This window comes from Micromonospora sp. NPDC051227 (genome assembly GCF_044455385.1).
Taxonomy (GTDB): Bacteria; Actinomycetota; Actinomycetes; order Mycobacteriales; family Micromonosporaceae; genus Micromonospora.
In genome coordinates, this window is sequence record NZ_JBITET010000013.1 from 164,730 (window position 1) to 179,710 (window position 14,981).

The following is a 14,981-nucleotide window of genomic DNA, read 5'->3' on the forward strand; positions in this document are numbered from 1 at the left end:
TGCGGTGAGGGCGACGGGCCGGCGGTGAACGAGTTGCCGGTGGGTCGCCGGGTCGCACAGTGGCGGGTACGGCGGAACATGACGCAGCAGCAGTTCGCCGACCGGCTCGGCAAGTCGAAGAGTTGGGTGGACAAGGTCGAGCGAGGGGTACGCCGGCTGGAGCGGGTGTCCAACCTGCGGGAGGTCGCCGAGACGCTGCGCATCGACGTGGAGGTCCTGCTGGCCGCCCGGCCGGTGCGGCCGACCCCGGTTGCCGCCGGGGTGGACGGGGTCCGGACGGCGCTGGCCCGGTACCACCTACCGGGCGCGGACCGCCCGCCACTGGTCGAGGAGTTGCGGGCCCGGCTGGAGCATGCCGAGCAGAGCTACCGGCACGCCCGGTACCGGGCGTTGCTGGCCCTGCTGCCCGGCCTACTCGACGCCGCCCGCGAAGCGAACGCCGCCCGCCCCGGCGCGACGGACGCGCTGCTGGTGTCGGTGTACGCACTCATCGCGCTGATACTGGTCAAGGTCGACCAGGGGGAGTTGGCCTGGTTGGCCGCCGACCGTGGAATGACCGTCGCCCTGGCGACCCAGGATCCGCAGGTGGCCGGCATCGCCACCGTGTCACTGAGTCAGGCCCTGCGGTCCCGTGGTCGACGGCGGTCCGCCCTGGACGCCGCGCTCGTCGCCGCCGACCGCATCGGCGCGCACGGTAGCTCCTCGGCCAACGTGGCGCTGCGCGGGACGCTGCTCATCCAGGCCGCCCTCGCCGCCGCAGGCGGGGGAGACGAACGCCTCACCCGCCAGTCCCTCGAGCAGGCCGTGACGATCGCCCGGGACGGCGGCCCGGGTCGGGCAGCGGTTGAGGTAGCCCAGGTGGTTGCCGACGCGACCCTCGGCGATGTCACCACGGCGACGGCCCGGCATGAGCGGCTGGTGGCCGGCGGCGAGTGGCGGTGGCTGCCGCCCGAGCACCGGGCCGCGTACCTGCTTGATGTGGCCCGCGCGTACGCCCTGGCCGGTGACATGCGCCGCGCGGGCCGGGCGGTCCTCGACGCGCAACGCACCGCCCGCAGTGAGGTGCACGAACGGCCGACGGTCCGGAAGCTGGTCGCGGTCGTGTGGCGGTCCGCCGACGCGCCGGTCGGCCTGGCCCAGCTCGCCGCCACCCTGCACGTCACCTGACCGGGCAACTGCGGCGTTGGCTAGATGCGGCGGTGGTAGTGGTTGCGGCGGGGGAGTTGTTCGGGGTCGAGCCAGGCGGGTGGCACGAACTCGGGGTAACCGTCGCCGCCGAGCCGGACGGCCCAGCCGCCGTGGTGAACGTGTCGGTGGTGGTGGCCGCAGAGTAGGACGGCGTTGTCGAGGCTGGTGTCGCCGCCATCGGCCCAGTGCCGGATGTGGTGGCCGTCGCACCAGCGCGGTGGGCGGTCGCAGCCGGGGAAGGCGCAGCCCCGGTCGCGCAGCACCAGGGCGCGGCGCAGCGGACCGCTGATGAGTCGGCGTTGCCGGCCGACGTCGAGCACCTGGCCGGCGCCGCCGAGCACGGCGGGCAGGATGCCCACGTCGCAGGCCAAGCGGCGCACGGCCTCGGGGGTGAGGTGCGGGCCGATGTCGAGAGCGCCGGTGCCCAACTGCCGCGCCAACCCGTCGTAGCTGGTGGTGACGACGACCTGGGCCAGGTCGCCGCCGTTCTCGGGTAGCTCACCGGTACGCAGGGCGAGCCGGCACACGTCGGCCAGGGCGTCGTGACGGCGCTGGCCCGGGGTGCGGGTGTCGTCGGGGCCGGTGGGTGCGGTGAGCGGGTCGATGGCGTTGCGCAACGCGGCGGCGGCCTCGGTGTCGAGGATGCCGGTGAGGCGTAGCCGGCCGTCGGTCTGCTCGCTGATGGTGATGTGCCGGTCCCGGGCGGCCCGCGACTCCTGCGCCCGCAGCGCCGCCTCGGCGGCGGCGTCGGCGACCTCCGGGGCGACGTGGTCGAGGATCCGGGTGCCGAGCTTGCGCAACAGGGTGGCGTCAAACTGCGTCGCCCAGTCGACGAGAACGCCGACGGCCTTGTCGGCGGCCTCCGCGCCGGCGCTGGCGTGGACGGTCTCGACAGTCTCGGCGATGACCCGGACCTGCTCCACGTCGACCGCTCCACCGGTCAATGCGTCCCGCACCCCCACTGGGGCCGCGTCGAGGGTGGCGGCCAGCTCGACCAGCCGCCGGGAGGCACCGACCCCGAGACGCAGCCGGTCCCGCAGCCACACCGCCGTCGAGGAGGCGCCCTGCGCCGTCGCGGTGCCTCGACCGTCCAGCTCGCGCACGAGACCCAGCTTGACCGCTGCCAGGCGCTGCTCCAGGCGGTGCGTGGCATCCAAGGCTGCCACGAGATCGTGCTCGCTGACAGCCCAGGCGGACGTGTCGAAGCAGGCCGCCACTGCGGCCTCCGCCTGCTCCAACGCATCGATCACGAGCAAAGACTAGAACAGGTGTACGACACTTTCCGGGGTCGGCCGCTCCGTCGCGTTTCTGCGCATTCAGCCGATCGACCCTCGGCCGATTTGCCGTTGCTGGTACGGCCCGAGCGGGTCGCCGCACCGGCGAACGCGGCGAGGTGCCGTAGCCTCCCGCCATGATCGAACGGGCGAGAGTCGCGGTTGTCGGGGTCGGTAACAACACGTCGGCATTGGTGCAGGGGCTTGCTCTCTACCGCCAGAGCGGCAGCCTGGTTGGGATCCGCCGGCCGATGATCGACGGGCTCGGGGTGGGGGATATCGACGTCGTGGCGGCCTTCGCCACCTCCGAGGAGAAGATTGGTCGGGACCTGACCGAGGCGATTTTCCTGGCGCCCAACAACTTCCCTCGGCTGAACTGCGACCTGCCCAGAGCGGGTGTGCCGGTCACGAAGGGCCTCATCGACGCGAGCGAAGTGCAGCGGGTGGCAGCCGCGTTGGCAGGGGCGGAGGTCCTGCTCTACTCGGCACCGAGTGGCCGGCCGGAGACCGCCCGGGCGTACGCCGCGGCAGCGCACAAGGCGGGTGTCGCCTTCATCAACACCACCGCCGACCCGGTCGCCCGTGATCCACAGCTGCTGGGCAGCTTCGAGGCAGCCGGCCTGCCGCTGCTCGGCGACGACCTGGCCAGCCAGTTCGGCACCTCGGTGTTGCACAACGCGCTGCTGCGGTTGCTCGCCGATCGGGGCCTCACGCTGGTCAGCTCCTACCAGGTCAATCTGGGCGGCACCGAGGACTTCCGCAACCTGGTCGAGAACCCCAACACCAAGAAGCAGTCCAAGCTCAACGCCCTGTCGGCGGATGACAAGGTCCAGGTGGCCCCGCTCGGTTACCTGCCGCATCTCGCGTCGCAGAAGGTGGCTCACCTCAACCTTGAGGCGCAGGGCTGGGGTGAGACAGCGGTGAGCCTCGACGTGAAACTGAAGGTGCACGATCCGAGCGGTGCCGCCGGGGTCAACATCGACCTGATCCGCATCGCCGCCAGCGCGCTGCGCAACGGGCGTGGTGGCCACTCTGCCGAGGCGACGTCGTTGCTCAAGTCGCCGCCGGGGACGGCGATCTGAGACCTGTGGTGAGCAGGTGCCTGATCCGCGCGTACTCGGCGGCCATCTCCGGGCTGGCGAGGACGTCGTCCAGGTCGGCCGAGACCTGGAAGTCGACCTCCTCGACCGAGCGGATGGCCAGCTCGTACAGCTCCCCGCGCCGGTCCTCCTCCAGGTAGGTGGTCCAGTGTTCGAGAGCGGTGATGACGATCAGCAGCCCCTGATTCAGGTCGTCGTCCGCGAGGATGCCCGCGTCGATCCGGGTGAGCTGAGCGCGTAGCTCGGCCGCGCCGGCCGTCCGGACGTTCTCGCGGGCGCTGGTAAGCGCCGCCCAGGCGTCCTCGGTCAGCTCGTCGTCCGCGGCGCTGTCGAGCAGTTCGCTGCGGACCAGCCGGGTGACTGTCTCAATGCCGAAGACGCGCAGCTCGTCCGCACCGGCCGCGACGACCAACCCAAGGATCGCCGCTTCGAGTTCGTCGTACCGCATCTCGTCCGTGCTCCTCAGGCCGCGCCGACCGAGCGGTACACGTCCAGGGTCTGCCGGGCGATGGCGTCCCAGGAGAAATGCTCCACCGCGCGCCGCCGGCCGGCCAGGCCGAACCGTTCGGTGCGCGCCGCGTCGGCGAGCAGCGTGTTGATCGCGGCCGCCAGGTCGGCGACGAACTTCTCCGGGGCCAGCGGTCGCCCAGACCCGTCGGTGGCCTGCTCGATGGGCACCAGCAGACCGGTCTCGCCGTCGGCCACGACCTCGGGGATGCCACCGGTGGCGGTCGCCACCACCGCCGTCTCGCAGGCCATCGCCTCCAGGTTGACGATGCCCATCGGCTCGTACACCGACGGGCAGGCGAAGACCGTCGCGTGGGTGAGCACCTGGATCACCTCCGGCTTGGGCAGCATCTCGGCCACCCAGACCACGCCGGAGCGGTTGGCCCGCAGCTCGGCGACCAACTCCTCCACCTCGGCGGCGATCTCCGCGGTGTCCGGCGCGCCGGCGAGCAGGACGAGCTGGGTGTCCGCCGGCAGCTCCCGGGCGGCCCGCAGCAGGTACGGGAGCCCCTTCTGCCGGGTGATCCTTCCCACATAGACCACGCTGGGGCGGGACGGGTCGACGCCGAGCCGGTCGAGCACGTCGGTGCCCTGATCCGGGGCGTACTGGATGGTGTCGATGCCGTTGTAGACCACCCGGACCCGGTCGGGGTCGATCTGCGGGTACGCGGTGAGCACGTCGTTGCGCATTCCGCCGCTGACCGCGATCACCGCGTCGGCGGCCTCCATCGCGGTGCGCTCGATCCAGGAGGAGAGCGCGTAACCGCCGCCGAGCTGCTCGGCCTTCCACGGCCGCAGCGGCTCCAGGCTGTGCGCGGTCACCACGTGCGGCACCCCGTGCAGCAGCTTCGCGGTGTGACCGGCCAGGTTCGCGTACCAGGTGTGACTGTGCACCACGTCGGTGCCGGCCGCGCCGGCGGCCATCTCCAGGTCCACGCCCATCGTGCGCAGTGCGGCGTTCGCGCCGGTCAGGCCCGGCGGTTCGGCGTACGCGGTGACGCCCGGCTCGGTGCGCGGCAGGCCGAAGCAGTGCACCCGCACGTCGGCGAGGCTGCGCAACTCCCGAGCCAGGTACTCGACGTGCACGCCCGCGCCGCCGTAGACCTCCGGTGGGTACTCGCGGGTGAGCAGATCGACGCGCGGCGGGGTGGGTTCCGTCATGACCCCGCACCCTAGTGCAGAAGACTCCCCGTACGAGTGGTGAAGTGGGACGCGGGTGGATAGCGTCGGGGCATGGCTGCCAAGGTGCTCGCGATCGTCCTGGCGGGTGGGGAGGGCAAGCGCCTGATGCCACTCACCCAGGATCGGGCCAAGCCGGCCGTCCCGTTCGGCGGGATGTACCGCATGGTCGACTTCGTCCTCTCCAACCTGGCCAACGCCGGCTATCTCAAGATCGTCGTGCTGACCCAGTACAAGTCCCACTCCCTCGACCGGCACATCACCAAGACCTGGCGGATGTCCACGCTGCTCGGCAACTACGTCACCCCGGTGCCGGCGCAGCAGCGTCGTGGCCCGTGGTGGTTCGCCGGCTCGGCCGACGCCATCTACCAGAGCTTCAACCTGATCAACGACGAGCAGCCCGACTACGTGATCGTCTTCGGCGCCGACCACATCTACCGGATGGACCCGCGGCAGATGGTGGAGGACCACATCGCCTCCGGCGCGGCGGTGACAGTGGCCGGCATCCGCCAGCCGCTGTCGATGGCCGACCAGTTCGGCGTCATCGAGGTCGGCGAGGACGGCAAGCGGATCCGGGCGTTCCGCGAGAAGCCCACCGACGCTGTCGGTCTGCCCGACGCGCCGGATGAGATCTACGCCTCGATGGGCAACTACGTCTTCACCACCCGGGCGCTCTGCGAGGCGGTCGAGCGCGACGCCGAAGACAAGTCCAGCAAGCACGACATGGGCGGCAGCATCATCCCGATGCTCGTCGAACGCGGCGAGGCCAACGTCTACGACTTCCGCGACAACGAGGTGCCGGGCAGCACCGACCGTGATCGCGGCTACTGGCGGGACGTGGGGACGCTCGACTCGTTCTACGACGCGCACATGGATCTGATCAATGTCCATCCCGTCTTCAACATGTACAACTTCGACTGGCCGATCTACACAGAGCAGCCGCCGTGGCCGCCGGCGAAGTTCGTGCACCAGTGGGGTGAGCGGATCGGCCGGGCGGTCGGCTCGATGGTGTCCCCGGGTGTGGTGATCTCCGGCTCGCTGGTGGAGAACTCGATCGTCTCGCCGAAGGTGCGGGTGCACTCCTGGGCGCACGTCGAGGGTTCGGTGCTGATGGAGGGTGTGGAGATCGGCCGGCACGCGGTGGTCCGGCGGGCCATCCTGGACAAGAACGTGTTCGTCCCGGAGGGCGTCGAGATCGGCGTCGACCTGGAGAAGGACCGGCAGCGCTACACCGTTTCCGACAACGGCATCGTGGTGATCGGCAAGGGCCAGAAGGTCGTGCCGTGACCGACAGGCACTCCCCGAGGAGGATCCCGCAGTGACCCACCCCCGTGCCGGCCAGCCCGCCGAGCCCGCCGACCTGGTCGACGTGCCGCGCCTGGTGACCGCCTACTACGCCGAGCATCCGGATCCCGCGGACCCGGCCCAGCAGGTCTCCTTCGGCACCTCCGGCCACCGCGGCTCCAGCCTGCGCAACGCGTTCAACTCCGACCACATCCTCGCGGTCACCCAGGCGCTCTGCGACTACCGGCGCGAGCAGGGCCTGGACGGGCCGCTCTTCCTCGCCCGGGACACCCACGCGCTCTCCGCGCCGGCCGCGGTGGACGCCCTGGAGGTGCTCGCCGCCAACGGGGTCACCGTGCTGGTGGACAGCCGCGACGGTTACACCCCGACCCCGGCGCTGTCGCACGCGATCCTCACCCACAACCGGGGGCGCACCAGCGGGCTCGCCGACGGCATCGTGATCACCCCGTCGCACAACCCGCCCGACGACGGCGGTTTCAAGTACAACCCCACCAACGGCGGGCCGGCCGACACCGACGTGACCCGGTGGATCCAGGACCGGGCCAACGCCATCCTCGCCGCCGGGCTCAAGGAGGTCCGCCGGATCACCTACGCGCGGGCTCGGGCCGCCGACACCACCGGGGAGTACGACTTCCTCGCCACCTACGTCGACGACCTGCCGGCCGCGATCGACATCGACGCCATCCGCGACGCGGGGATCCGCATCGGCGCGGACCCGCTGGGCGGGGCGAGCGTGGCGTACTGGGGCGAGATCGCCGAGCGGCACCGCCTGGACCTGACCGTGGTCAACCCGACTGTCGACCCGACCTGGCGGTTCATGACCCTGGACGGCGACGGCAAGATCCGGATGGACTGCTCCTCGCCGAACGCGATGGCGTCGCTGATCGCCGCGCGGGCCGACTACCAGATCTCCACGGGCAACGACGCCGACGCCGACCGGCACGGCATCGTCACCCCGGACGCCGGGCTGATGAACCCCAACCACTACCTGGCGGTGGCGATTCGTCACCTCTTCCGCACCCGCACCGAGTGGGGGCCGGCCGCCGCGGTGGGCAAGACCCTGGTCTCCTCGTCGATGATCGACCGGGTCGCCGCCGACCTGGGTCGGCCGCTGCTGGAGGTGCCGGTCGGCTTCAAGTGGTTCGTGCCCGGCCTGCTGGACGGCGCGGTCGGCTTCGGTGGCGAGGAGAGCGCCGGGGCATCGTTTCTGCGGCGCGACGGTTCGACCTGGACCACCGACAAGGACGGCCTGCTGCTCTGCCTGCTCGCCGCCGAGATCCAGGCCACCACCGGCCGCAGCCCGAGCGAGCACTGGGCGGAGTTGGCCGAGCGTTTCGGCGCGCCCGCGTACGCCCGGATCGACGCCCCGGCCACCCGGGAGCAGAAGGCAGTGCTCGGCAAGCTCTCCCCGGAGCAGGTCACCGCGACCGAGCTCGCCGGTGAGCCGATCACCGCGACGCTGACCACCGCTCCCGGTAACGGCGCGGCGATCGGCGGCCTCAAGGTCAGCACCGAGTCCGGCTGGTTCGCCGCCCGTCCGTCCGGCACCGAGGACGTCTACAAGATCTACGCCGAGTCCTTCCAGGGCGCCGACCACCTCAAGAAGATCCAAGAAGAAGCCAAAGCCCTGGTAGACCAAGCCCTGACCTCCTAACCCCGGCGCCCACCCGCCCATCCGCCCGCCTTGATGGGGACGGGTGGGCGGGGTCAGCAGGGCGGAGGTATTTCCCGTTGGGTGCGGCGCAGCTCCTCGGGGAGCAGCTCGCGGAGCTGCTCCGGTAGGAACGGCAGGTCGAGCAGCGTCATCTTCAACTGGTTGCGTTCCTGGTAGCGCAGCGGGTCGAAGCGCACCACCAGGCCGGCGTTGCGGCGGTAGCTGATCTCCACCGCTCCCTCGGTGGCCGGGTCGCGGAACACCAACCCGTCCATCTCCACCACCACCGGGGACGAGTCGGGCTCCAGTTCCAGCCGGATCTTCTCGCTCGGTGAGAGCACCACCGACCGGGAGATGCCGGCCATCGGTGCCGACGGCGTGATCACCATCGAGTCCGCCGCCGGGGAGATCAGCGGGCCGCCGGCGGCGTAGCTGTACGCCGTGGAGCCGATCGGGGTGCTGACCACCACGGCGTCGCACCGGTAGTAGCCGTACTGCTGGCCGTCGATGGCGAGTGTGACGTTGACGAAGCCGGAGCCGGGCTGGCGCACCAACGCGATGTCGTTGAACGCCACCACGTCATCACCACACACGTCGCAGGCGAGGCAGGCGTGCGACTCGATGGTGAACTCCTTCGACAGCAACCGGCTCAGCGCCTCAGGAAGCTCCGGCGGCTCGATCTCGACGAGAAAACCCACACGACCCAGGTGTACGCCGAGCACCGGCTTCGGGTCGAGGACGGCGGATCGCAGCGCACCCAACATGGTGCCGTCGCCGCCGACGCTGATCAAGGCGTCGGCGCGGGCCGCCACCTCGTCCTCCGGCACCGGCACGATGCAGGACGAGACGCGGTGCTGGTCCTCCTCGCGCACCATCAGCGTCTTGTGGTGACGCTTCGCCCACCGTTCGATGATCCCGACCACCTCGGTGACATCCCGGGTGGGGTGCAGCACAAGTCCCAGCCCCGACACCCGTACAGCTCACCACATCGGCGGCGAGCGCACCCGGCGTACACCAAAGGTGCGCCGACGGTCCGCCGTGGCCACCAGCAGCGTGGCGGTCCCGGACGGCACCGCCACTCCCGCCCCGGTTCGGCGGCCAGTTGCAGCACGCCGACGCGAAGTTTTCGCAGACCCCACCCCGGCACGCGGTTTGTTCCCTCAATACGTATTGATTCGGTCTGCGGGGTTCGGCGATCGGAGGTCGCGGTCGGGCCTGTGACGCTGCTCGCCCATTGTCCCTTTTGCGTGTCTCAGTGGCTGCCGGCTCGTTGTCCCGCCTGACCGAGAGTTGGCGGCGTCATCAGGCGGTCTCTCGCGAGGGTCGATGCGGGTCGAGGAGAGGAGGGGTGATGCATGTAGTGATCATGGCGGGTGGCAAGGGAGTGCGGCTGCGGCCCTACACCTCCGTACTGCCGAAACCGTTGGTGCCCATCGGAGGCAACTACGCCATCCTCGAAATCATCCTCCACCAGTTGGCCGCCGGTGGGTTCAAGCGCGTCACGCTGGCGATCAGTCACCTCGGATCACTGATCCGGGCCTTTGTTGGTGACGGCTCCCGATTCGGTCTGTGCGTGGACTACATGGAGGAGCGGACTCCGCTCTCGACCATCGGCCCGTTGTTCGGAATGCGGCACCAGTTGCCCGAGCACTTCCTCGTCATGAACGGTGACATCCTCACGAATCTTGACTATGCCGCCCTGCTGCATTCCCATTCCCGCTCGGGTGCCCCGCTGACCGTGGCCACCTACCGCCGTAGCGTCAAGATCGACTTTGGGGTGTTGGAGGCCGAGGGCAACAAGGTCGTGAGATTTGACGAAAAGCCGGTGCTGCACTACCGGGTCAGCATGGGGGTGTACGGGCTCTCCGCCCGGACGATCGCGGAGTATCCGGTGGGGCGCGCCTTCGGGTTCGACGACCTCGTCCTGGACCTGCTCCGCAAGGGCGACCCGCCAATCAGCTACGACTTCAACGGCTACTGGTTGGACATCGGTCGACCAGAGGACTACGACGAGGCCAACCGCTCCTTCGACCAAATCGAACCGATCCTCCTGCCGCGAGGATCCGGGTCGACCGGGCTCCGGCACCCCGGTGCGGTCGACCCCGCCGCACTCTCCGACGTACCGACAGCAGAGTAGGAGCAGGCTGGATGCGCACATCATTGGACGCTGGGCTGGTTGCCGTCACCGGTGCGGGTGGCTTCATCGGCTCGCACCTCGTCGAGGCGCTGGTCAACCGTGGTCATCGGGTCCGCGCCTTCGTGCACTACAACGGGAGCGGTACGTACGGGTGGCTGGACACGCTCGCGCCGGACCAGCTCGCGCACGTGGAAGTCGTCGCTGGCGATGTGCGGGACAGGGGAATGGTGCAACGACTGGTAGACGGAGTGGACATCGTCTACCACCTGGCCGCTCTCGGCGGCATCCCCTACTCCTACCTGGCGCCCCAGTCCTACGTCGAGACGAACATCGTAGGAACCATGAACGTGCTCGAGAGCGTACGGACGATCGGGACACCCAGGGTGGTCGTCACGTCGACGAGCGAGGTGTACGGCACGGCGACGACCGTGCCGATGACCGAGTCCCATCGCCTGCGTGGCCAGTCCCCCTACGCCGCGACCAAGATCGGCGCCGACAAGCTGGCCGAGAGTTACCACCTCAGCTTCGGTCTGCCGGTGGTCACGCTGAGGCCGTTCAACACGTACGGCCCCCGTCAGTCGACGCGCGCCGTCATCCCGACCATCATCAGTCAACTCGCCGGCCGCGCCACGTCGATCGAACTCGGCGCTGTCGACACCACACGGGACCTCCTGTACGTCGGTGACACGGTGTCCGCGTTCATCGCGGTTGGAACCGCACCGGCGAACCGGGTGGTCGGCCAGGTTTTCCAGGCGGCCACCGGTCAGGAGACCTCCATCGGCGAGCTGGTCACGAAGATCGGGGCCATCTTCGGGACGCAGCCCGAGGTCGTCGTCTCGGATGCCCGGCTTCGACCGACCGGATCGGAGGTGGAGCGCCTCCTAGGCCACAACGGACTGCTCCGCGCGCAGACCGACTGGCAGCCGACCACGGCAATCGACGACGGGCTGAAAGCGACTGTGGAATGGTTCCTCGACCCGGTGAACATCGGTCGGTACCGCGCCGATCGTGCCATCTGACCGCCGAGTCGCGAGCGACCTCGACCACCGGGCTGGCGTCGTGCCGGCCGATGTCCTACTGGGAGCAACAATGAAGATCGTGGTGACGGGCGGTGCCGGCTTCATCGGCTCGAACCTGGTCGACGCCCTGACGAAGGTCCCGCAGGTCACGGAGGTCGTCGCTGTCGACAACCTCTCGACCGGGTCGTTGGACAACCTGCGGGATCTGCCGGTTCAGTTGCTCACCGGCACGATTCTGGACGCCGACCTGCTCGACAAGGCGGTGGCCGGCGCGGCCAGCGTGGTCCACCTCGGCGCGCTGGGATCGATCCCGAGGTCGATCGACGACCCGGTGAGCAGCCACCATGCGAACGCCACCGGCACGCTGCTGGTGCTCGAGGCCGCGCGGCGGCACAGAGTCGGACAGGTCGTCCTCGCCTCGTCGTCCTCCGTCTATGGCGCGAACCCGGTGCTGCCCAGGCGCGAGATGCTCCGGCCGATGCCGATGTCCCCGTACGCGGTCTCCAAGCTGGCGACAGAGGCCTACGCCAACGCTTACTCCTGCTGCTACGGGATGTCGGTGCTGCCGTTCCGCTTCTTCAACGTGTTCGGTCCCCGACAGGCGGCGAACCACGCGTACGCGGCGGTGGTGCCGCGTTTCGTCGACGCGGCGCTCTCGGGACGACCACTGCTTGTCTTCGGCGACGGTAGGCAGACCCGTGACTTCACCTACGTCGGCACCGTCGTCAAGGTGATCATCGACGCGGTGCTCCGCCGGGTGTCGACGCCGGACACGGTCAACCTGGCCTTCGGCACCCGGACGTCGCTGCTCGAACTGATCAGCGAGCTGGAACGCGCCCTGGGTCAGTCGGTGGAGGTTCGGCACGAAGCATCGCGTCCGGGGGACGTGCGTGACTCACAAGCCGACTGCACTCGGCTGCGGGAGCTCTTTCCCGACGTGTCTGCGATGCCTCTGGCCGACGGGCTCCGGCTGACGGTCGACTGGTACCGCGCACGCACCACGCCAACGGAGGGCATCAAGGACACTCTCCCGTTCGCGCAAGCCCGGCAATACTGAGGAACCGGGGTGGGCATCGAAACAACAAGGGTCCTGCTGTTCGGCGCCTCCGGCTTTCTGGGAGGGCACATCAGGGCGACACTGGCCGCGGACGCTACCCTGGTCTGCCCGACCCGTGCCGACTGTGACCTGCTCGACGTCAGTGTCGACGCACTCACCGGGCTGATACGCGCCACGGCACCGAGTGCGGTGGTCAACTGCACCGGCCAGGTGGGGGGCGACGGGGACCTCATGGTGCGGGCGCACATCGTGGTCACTGCGAAGCTCATCGAGGCGGTGGCACGCGGCGCGCCCGAGGCCCGACTGATCCGGCTCGGGTCAGCCGGGGAGTACGGGCCGGTGACCGTCGGCAGTCGGGTTCCGGAGACCCGGCCCGGCGACCCGGTCGGGGCGTACGGGCTGAGCCATCTGGCGGCGACTCGCCTGGTCGAATTGGCGGTCGCAGCCGGGCGGCTGGACGCGCTCGTGCTCCGCGTTTTCAACCCTATCGGTCCGGGCATGCCCAGGCAGAACGTGCTGGGTCGGGCGACACGGCTGCTGCGCACTGCGCTCAGGTGCGGCTCGTCCGAGATCGTGCTGGGTCCGCTCGATGCCTGTCGCGACTTCGTGGACGTCCGAGACGTGGCAATGGCGGTGCGGGCGGCCCTGCGGGCTCCACTGCTGAGACGACCTGTCGTCAACGTGGGCAGTGGAACCGCGGTCCCGATCCGACGCGTTGTACGTATGCTCGCGGCGGTCGCCGGCTACGACGGTGTCGTCACCGAGGCGGCGCCTTCGCCCGACGCGACGCGTTCGGCCGGTGTGCCGTGGATGTGTGCGGACATCTCCGCAGCTCGCGAACTTGGCTGGACGCCGTCGTACGATCTCGCCGACACGCTGAAGGCTATCTGGGTAGCCGATCCCGACGTGTCGTAGCGGGCGGTGCGCCATCGTAGGTGGCAGGCGCACTCAAGGGATGGGAACGCGCGAACTCATCGTTGGGATGCCGGGACGGAGGCAGCTTTGCCGTCGAGCCCCGCCCGCACCGCCGCGTCGGCGTCAACGAGAAGCAGTGCATCCGGCCGCGCCGCGACCCGGCGACGCAGGAGGATCAGCGCTGCGGCGGACAGGCCGGCGTACAGCAGGACCGACGCCCAGGCGGTGCCGTAGGCTCCCCGTTCCCGTGCCCCCGCCAGGAACAGCACCACTGCGGATCCCATTCCTGCGGCGCCGACCACGCCCGCCGCGCCCATCCAGCCGCCACCCAGCAGGCCGCGGCTGGCGACGGCGAAGGGCGCGAACAGGAGCTCGGCAACGAGCAGTACCAGCAGCAGAGGCCTCGCCTCGGCGAACGAGGGACCGAAGACGGGTGTGATGAGGAACCATCCAGCGACGGCGACCGGGATGCCCGTCGCGATGGAGGCGAGGACGGCGCGCAGCACGGCGCGGTCAACCTCCGACCTGCCGCAGCCGAGGGTGACCTTCCGGTAGGTCATCTGGCCCATCGCTGCCGGAAGCACCCGCGGTGCCTCGCTCAGCGTCGCGGCTGTCGAATAGACGCCGACCACGCCGGCGCCGGCGACTCCGCCGAGGATGTACCGATCCGCGCGGAGCGCGAGCGCCAGTCCCACCGTGAGGTACAGCGACTGTACGCCCGACCGCAGGAGCCGGCTCAGCTCGCGCCGGTCGGGCCTGCTGAGCAGGAGCAGTCTGGCCGAGTGGAGATGCGCGGTCTGCGCCACGGCGACCGCCGCCATGCCGGCGGCCTGACCAAGCAACAGCGCTTCGGCGGTGCGGGTCAGCAGGATCGCGGCCAGCACGAGCCCGGCGGTCCCCCCGGCGGCGATGCCGGCTGCCCAGGTACTCCCGGCCTTGAAACGCCCGTCGGCATACCACGCGTCGGGAAACTGGACCAGCGCGATCTGACCCAGCGTCGCCACCAGCACCGCGGCGAGGAACGCCGGTGCGGCGAGGGCCGCGTCGATGGCAAGCCCGCAGGCCCAGCACGCGAGGAGCGCCAGGACGCCTCCGAGGACCGTGGTCGCGATGGACAGCCAGGTGTAGGACGCCACCAACCTGACCCGGGTGACCTCGTCGTCGAGCGTCGGCAGGCGTGCCCTGAGAGCATGCGAGGCCCCGAGCCCGGCCACGAGAGCGGCGATGCTGGCGGTGGTGGCACCGATCACCATCAGGCCGCGGTCGTGTGGCCCGAGCAGGCGGCTGGCCAGGATTGCGCTGAGGGCCAGGTTCACCGCCTGAGCCACGCTCCAGCCGACCATGGACGTCAGCGTGCGCCTCATCGTGGGACTGCCCGCAACAAGTCCGGCACCTGACCCGCGGCTGGATCGTTGAGCAGGAAGCAGCGTCGCACCGCAGCGGGGGTGGTGGACTGGAGGGCGACGGCCGTTGCGGGTTCTCGTCCGACCAGAGCGCCGCATCGACCCACCCCAGTTCGGCGGAATGCGCTCAAGGCGTGCCCTCCCGGACGTACGTGAGGCGTGTCCTCCGAATCAACGGCTCGTGCCGGGAATGGATGCGGGCGACGAGGAAATTGCGCCGTCGGTTGTCGTGCTTTCTCGGCG

At 70.0% G+C, this 14,981-nt stretch carries 13 protein-coding genes; 8 read left to right on the top strand and 5 right to left on the bottom strand.

Annotated features, from left to right (window positions below; genetic code table 11):
* The first annotated feature begins 24 nt into the window (after nucleotides 1-24).
* On the top strand, nucleotides 25-1,167 hold the full coding sequence (locus ACIA47_RS26830) for a helix-turn-helix domain-containing protein (RefSeq protein ID WP_396711208.1): 1,143 nt from the start codon (nucleotides 25-27) through the stop codon (nucleotides 1,165-1,167).
* A 20-nt stretch (nucleotides 1,168-1,187) separates the two neighbouring features.
* Here ACIA47_RS26830 and ACIA47_RS26835 read toward each other — a convergent pair whose 3' ends face one another.
* Nucleotides 1,188-2,438, bottom strand: a complete 1,251-nt coding sequence (locus ACIA47_RS26835; protein WP_396711209.1) for a DUF222 domain-containing protein — start codon at nucleotides 2,436-2,438, stop codon at nucleotides 1,188-1,190.
* 161 nt (nucleotides 2,439-2,599) lie between these two features.
* Between ACIA47_RS26835 and ACIA47_RS26840 the strand changes: the two genes are divergently transcribed.
* Nucleotides 2,600-3,544: an inositol-3-phosphate synthase gene (locus ACIA47_RS26840; RefSeq protein ID WP_396711210.1), complete on the top strand. Its 945-nt coding sequence runs from the start codon at nucleotides 2,600-2,602 to the stop codon at nucleotides 3,542-3,544.
* On the opposite strand, the gene ACIA47_RS26845 is transcribed toward ACIA47_RS26840, so the two are convergent.
* Nucleotides 3,516-4,010 carry a hypothetical protein gene (locus ACIA47_RS26845; RefSeq protein ID WP_203121182.1) on the bottom strand — a complete coding sequence of 165 codons (495 nt, stop codon included), beginning with the start codon at nucleotides 4,008-4,010 and terminating at the stop codon, nucleotides 3,516-3,518. The two genes, ACIA47_RS26840 and ACIA47_RS26845, sit on opposite strands and share 29 nt — an antisense overlap.
* Nucleotides 4,011-4,024: 14 nt before the next feature.
* Complete coding sequence (gene glgA, locus ACIA47_RS26850) at nucleotides 4,025-5,230, bottom strand: glycogen synthase (RefSeq protein WP_396711211.1); 1,206 nt, start codon at nucleotides 5,228-5,230, stop codon at nucleotides 4,025-4,027.
* Between the two features lie 72 nt (nucleotides 5,231-5,302).
* On the opposite strand from glgA, the gene glgC reads away from it, so the two are divergent.
* Nucleotides 5,303-6,535, top strand: a complete 1,233-nt coding sequence (glgC, locus tag ACIA47_RS26855) for a glucose-1-phosphate adenylyltransferase (RefSeq protein ID WP_396711212.1) — start codon at nucleotides 5,303-5,305, stop codon at nucleotides 6,533-6,535.
* Nucleotides 6,536-6,566: 31 nt separating this feature from the next.
* Nucleotides 6,567-8,207, top strand: a complete 1,641-nt coding sequence (gene pgm, locus ACIA47_RS26860) for a phosphoglucomutase (alpha-D-glucose-1,6-bisphosphate-dependent) (RefSeq protein WP_203121188.1) — start codon at nucleotides 6,567-6,569, stop codon at nucleotides 8,205-8,207.
* A gap of 53 nt (nucleotides 8,208-8,260) precedes the next feature.
* On the opposite strand, the gene ACIA47_RS26865 is transcribed toward pgm, so the two are convergent.
* Nucleotides 8,261-9,169, bottom strand: a complete 909-nt coding sequence (locus ACIA47_RS26865) for an NAD(+)/NADH kinase (protein WP_238411002.1) — start codon at nucleotides 9,167-9,169, stop codon at nucleotides 8,261-8,263.
* 389 nt (nucleotides 9,170-9,558) lie between these two features.
* Here ACIA47_RS26865 and ACIA47_RS26870 point away from each other — a divergent pair, with 389 nt between their 5' ends.
* The 4 genes from ACIA47_RS26870 (at nucleotide 9,559) to ACIA47_RS26885 (ending at nucleotide 13,335) form a co-directional block, all read left to right on the top strand.
* On the top strand, nucleotides 9,559-10,344 hold the full coding sequence (locus ACIA47_RS26870) for a sugar phosphate nucleotidyltransferase (protein WP_203121191.1): 786 nt from the start codon (nucleotides 9,559-9,561) through the stop codon (nucleotides 10,342-10,344).
* A gap of 11 nt (nucleotides 10,345-10,355) precedes the next feature.
* Nucleotides 10,356-11,363 carry an SDR family NAD(P)-dependent oxidoreductase gene (locus tag ACIA47_RS26875; protein WP_396711213.1) on the top strand — a complete coding sequence of 336 codons (1,008 nt, stop codon included), beginning with the start codon at nucleotides 10,356-10,358 and terminating at the stop codon, nucleotides 11,361-11,363.
* 70 nt (nucleotides 11,364-11,433) lie between these two features.
* A complete protein-coding gene (locus ACIA47_RS26880; RefSeq protein ID WP_203121196.1) occupies nucleotides 11,434-12,420 on the top strand; it encodes an NAD-dependent epimerase/dehydratase family protein in 987 nt (328 codons plus the stop codon).
* 9 nt (nucleotides 12,421-12,429) lie between these two features.
* Nucleotides 12,430-13,335 (top strand): NAD-dependent epimerase/dehydratase family protein, encoded by a 906-nt coding sequence (locus tag ACIA47_RS26885; RefSeq protein ID WP_396711214.1) that lies wholly within the window; start codon nucleotides 12,430-12,432, stop codon nucleotides 13,333-13,335.
* 56 nt (nucleotides 13,336-13,391) lie between these two features.
* Here the strand turns inward: ACIA47_RS26885 and ACIA47_RS26890 are convergent, their stop codons facing one another.
* The gene (locus ACIA47_RS26890) at nucleotides 13,392-14,678 is read right to left on the bottom strand and encodes a lipopolysaccharide biosynthesis protein (protein ID WP_396711215.1); all 1,287 of its coding nucleotides are present in this window, start codon (nucleotides 14,676-14,678) and stop codon (nucleotides 13,392-13,394) included.
* Between the last annotated feature and the right edge of the window lie 303 nt (nucleotides 14,679-14,981).

Excerpts from the sequence above, each read along its gene's own strand:
- ACIA47_RS26870 (WP_203121191.1), top strand. The coding sequence starts at position 9,559 with ATGCATGTAGTGATCATGGCGGGTGGCAAGGGAGTGCGGCTGCGGCCC.
- ACIA47_RS26875 (WP_396711213.1), top strand. The coding sequence starts at position 10,356 with ATGCGCACATCATTGGACGCTGGGCTGGTTGCCGTCACCGGTGCGGGT.
- ACIA47_RS26890 (WP_396711215.1), bottom strand. The coding sequence starts at position 14,678 with ATGGTCGGCTGGAGCGTGGCTCAGGCGGTGAACCTGGCCCTCAGCGCA.
- glgA (WP_396711211.1), bottom strand. The coding sequence starts at position 5,230 with ATGACGGAACCCACCCCGCCGCGCGTCGATCTGCTCACCCGCGAGTAC.
- ACIA47_RS26880 (WP_203121196.1), top strand. The coding sequence starts at position 11,434 with ATGAAGATCGTGGTGACGGGCGGTGCCGGCTTCATCGGCTCGAACCTG.
- ACIA47_RS26845 (WP_203121182.1), bottom strand. The coding sequence starts at position 4,010 with ATGCGGTACGACGAACTCGAAGCGGCGATCCTTGGGTTGGTCGTCGCG.
- ACIA47_RS26840 (WP_396711210.1), top strand. The coding sequence starts at position 2,600 with ATGATCGAACGGGCGAGAGTCGCGGTTGTCGGGGTCGGTAACAACACG.
- glgC (WP_396711212.1), top strand. The coding sequence starts at position 5,303 with ATGGCTGCCAAGGTGCTCGCGATCGTCCTGGCGGGTGGGGAGGGCAAG.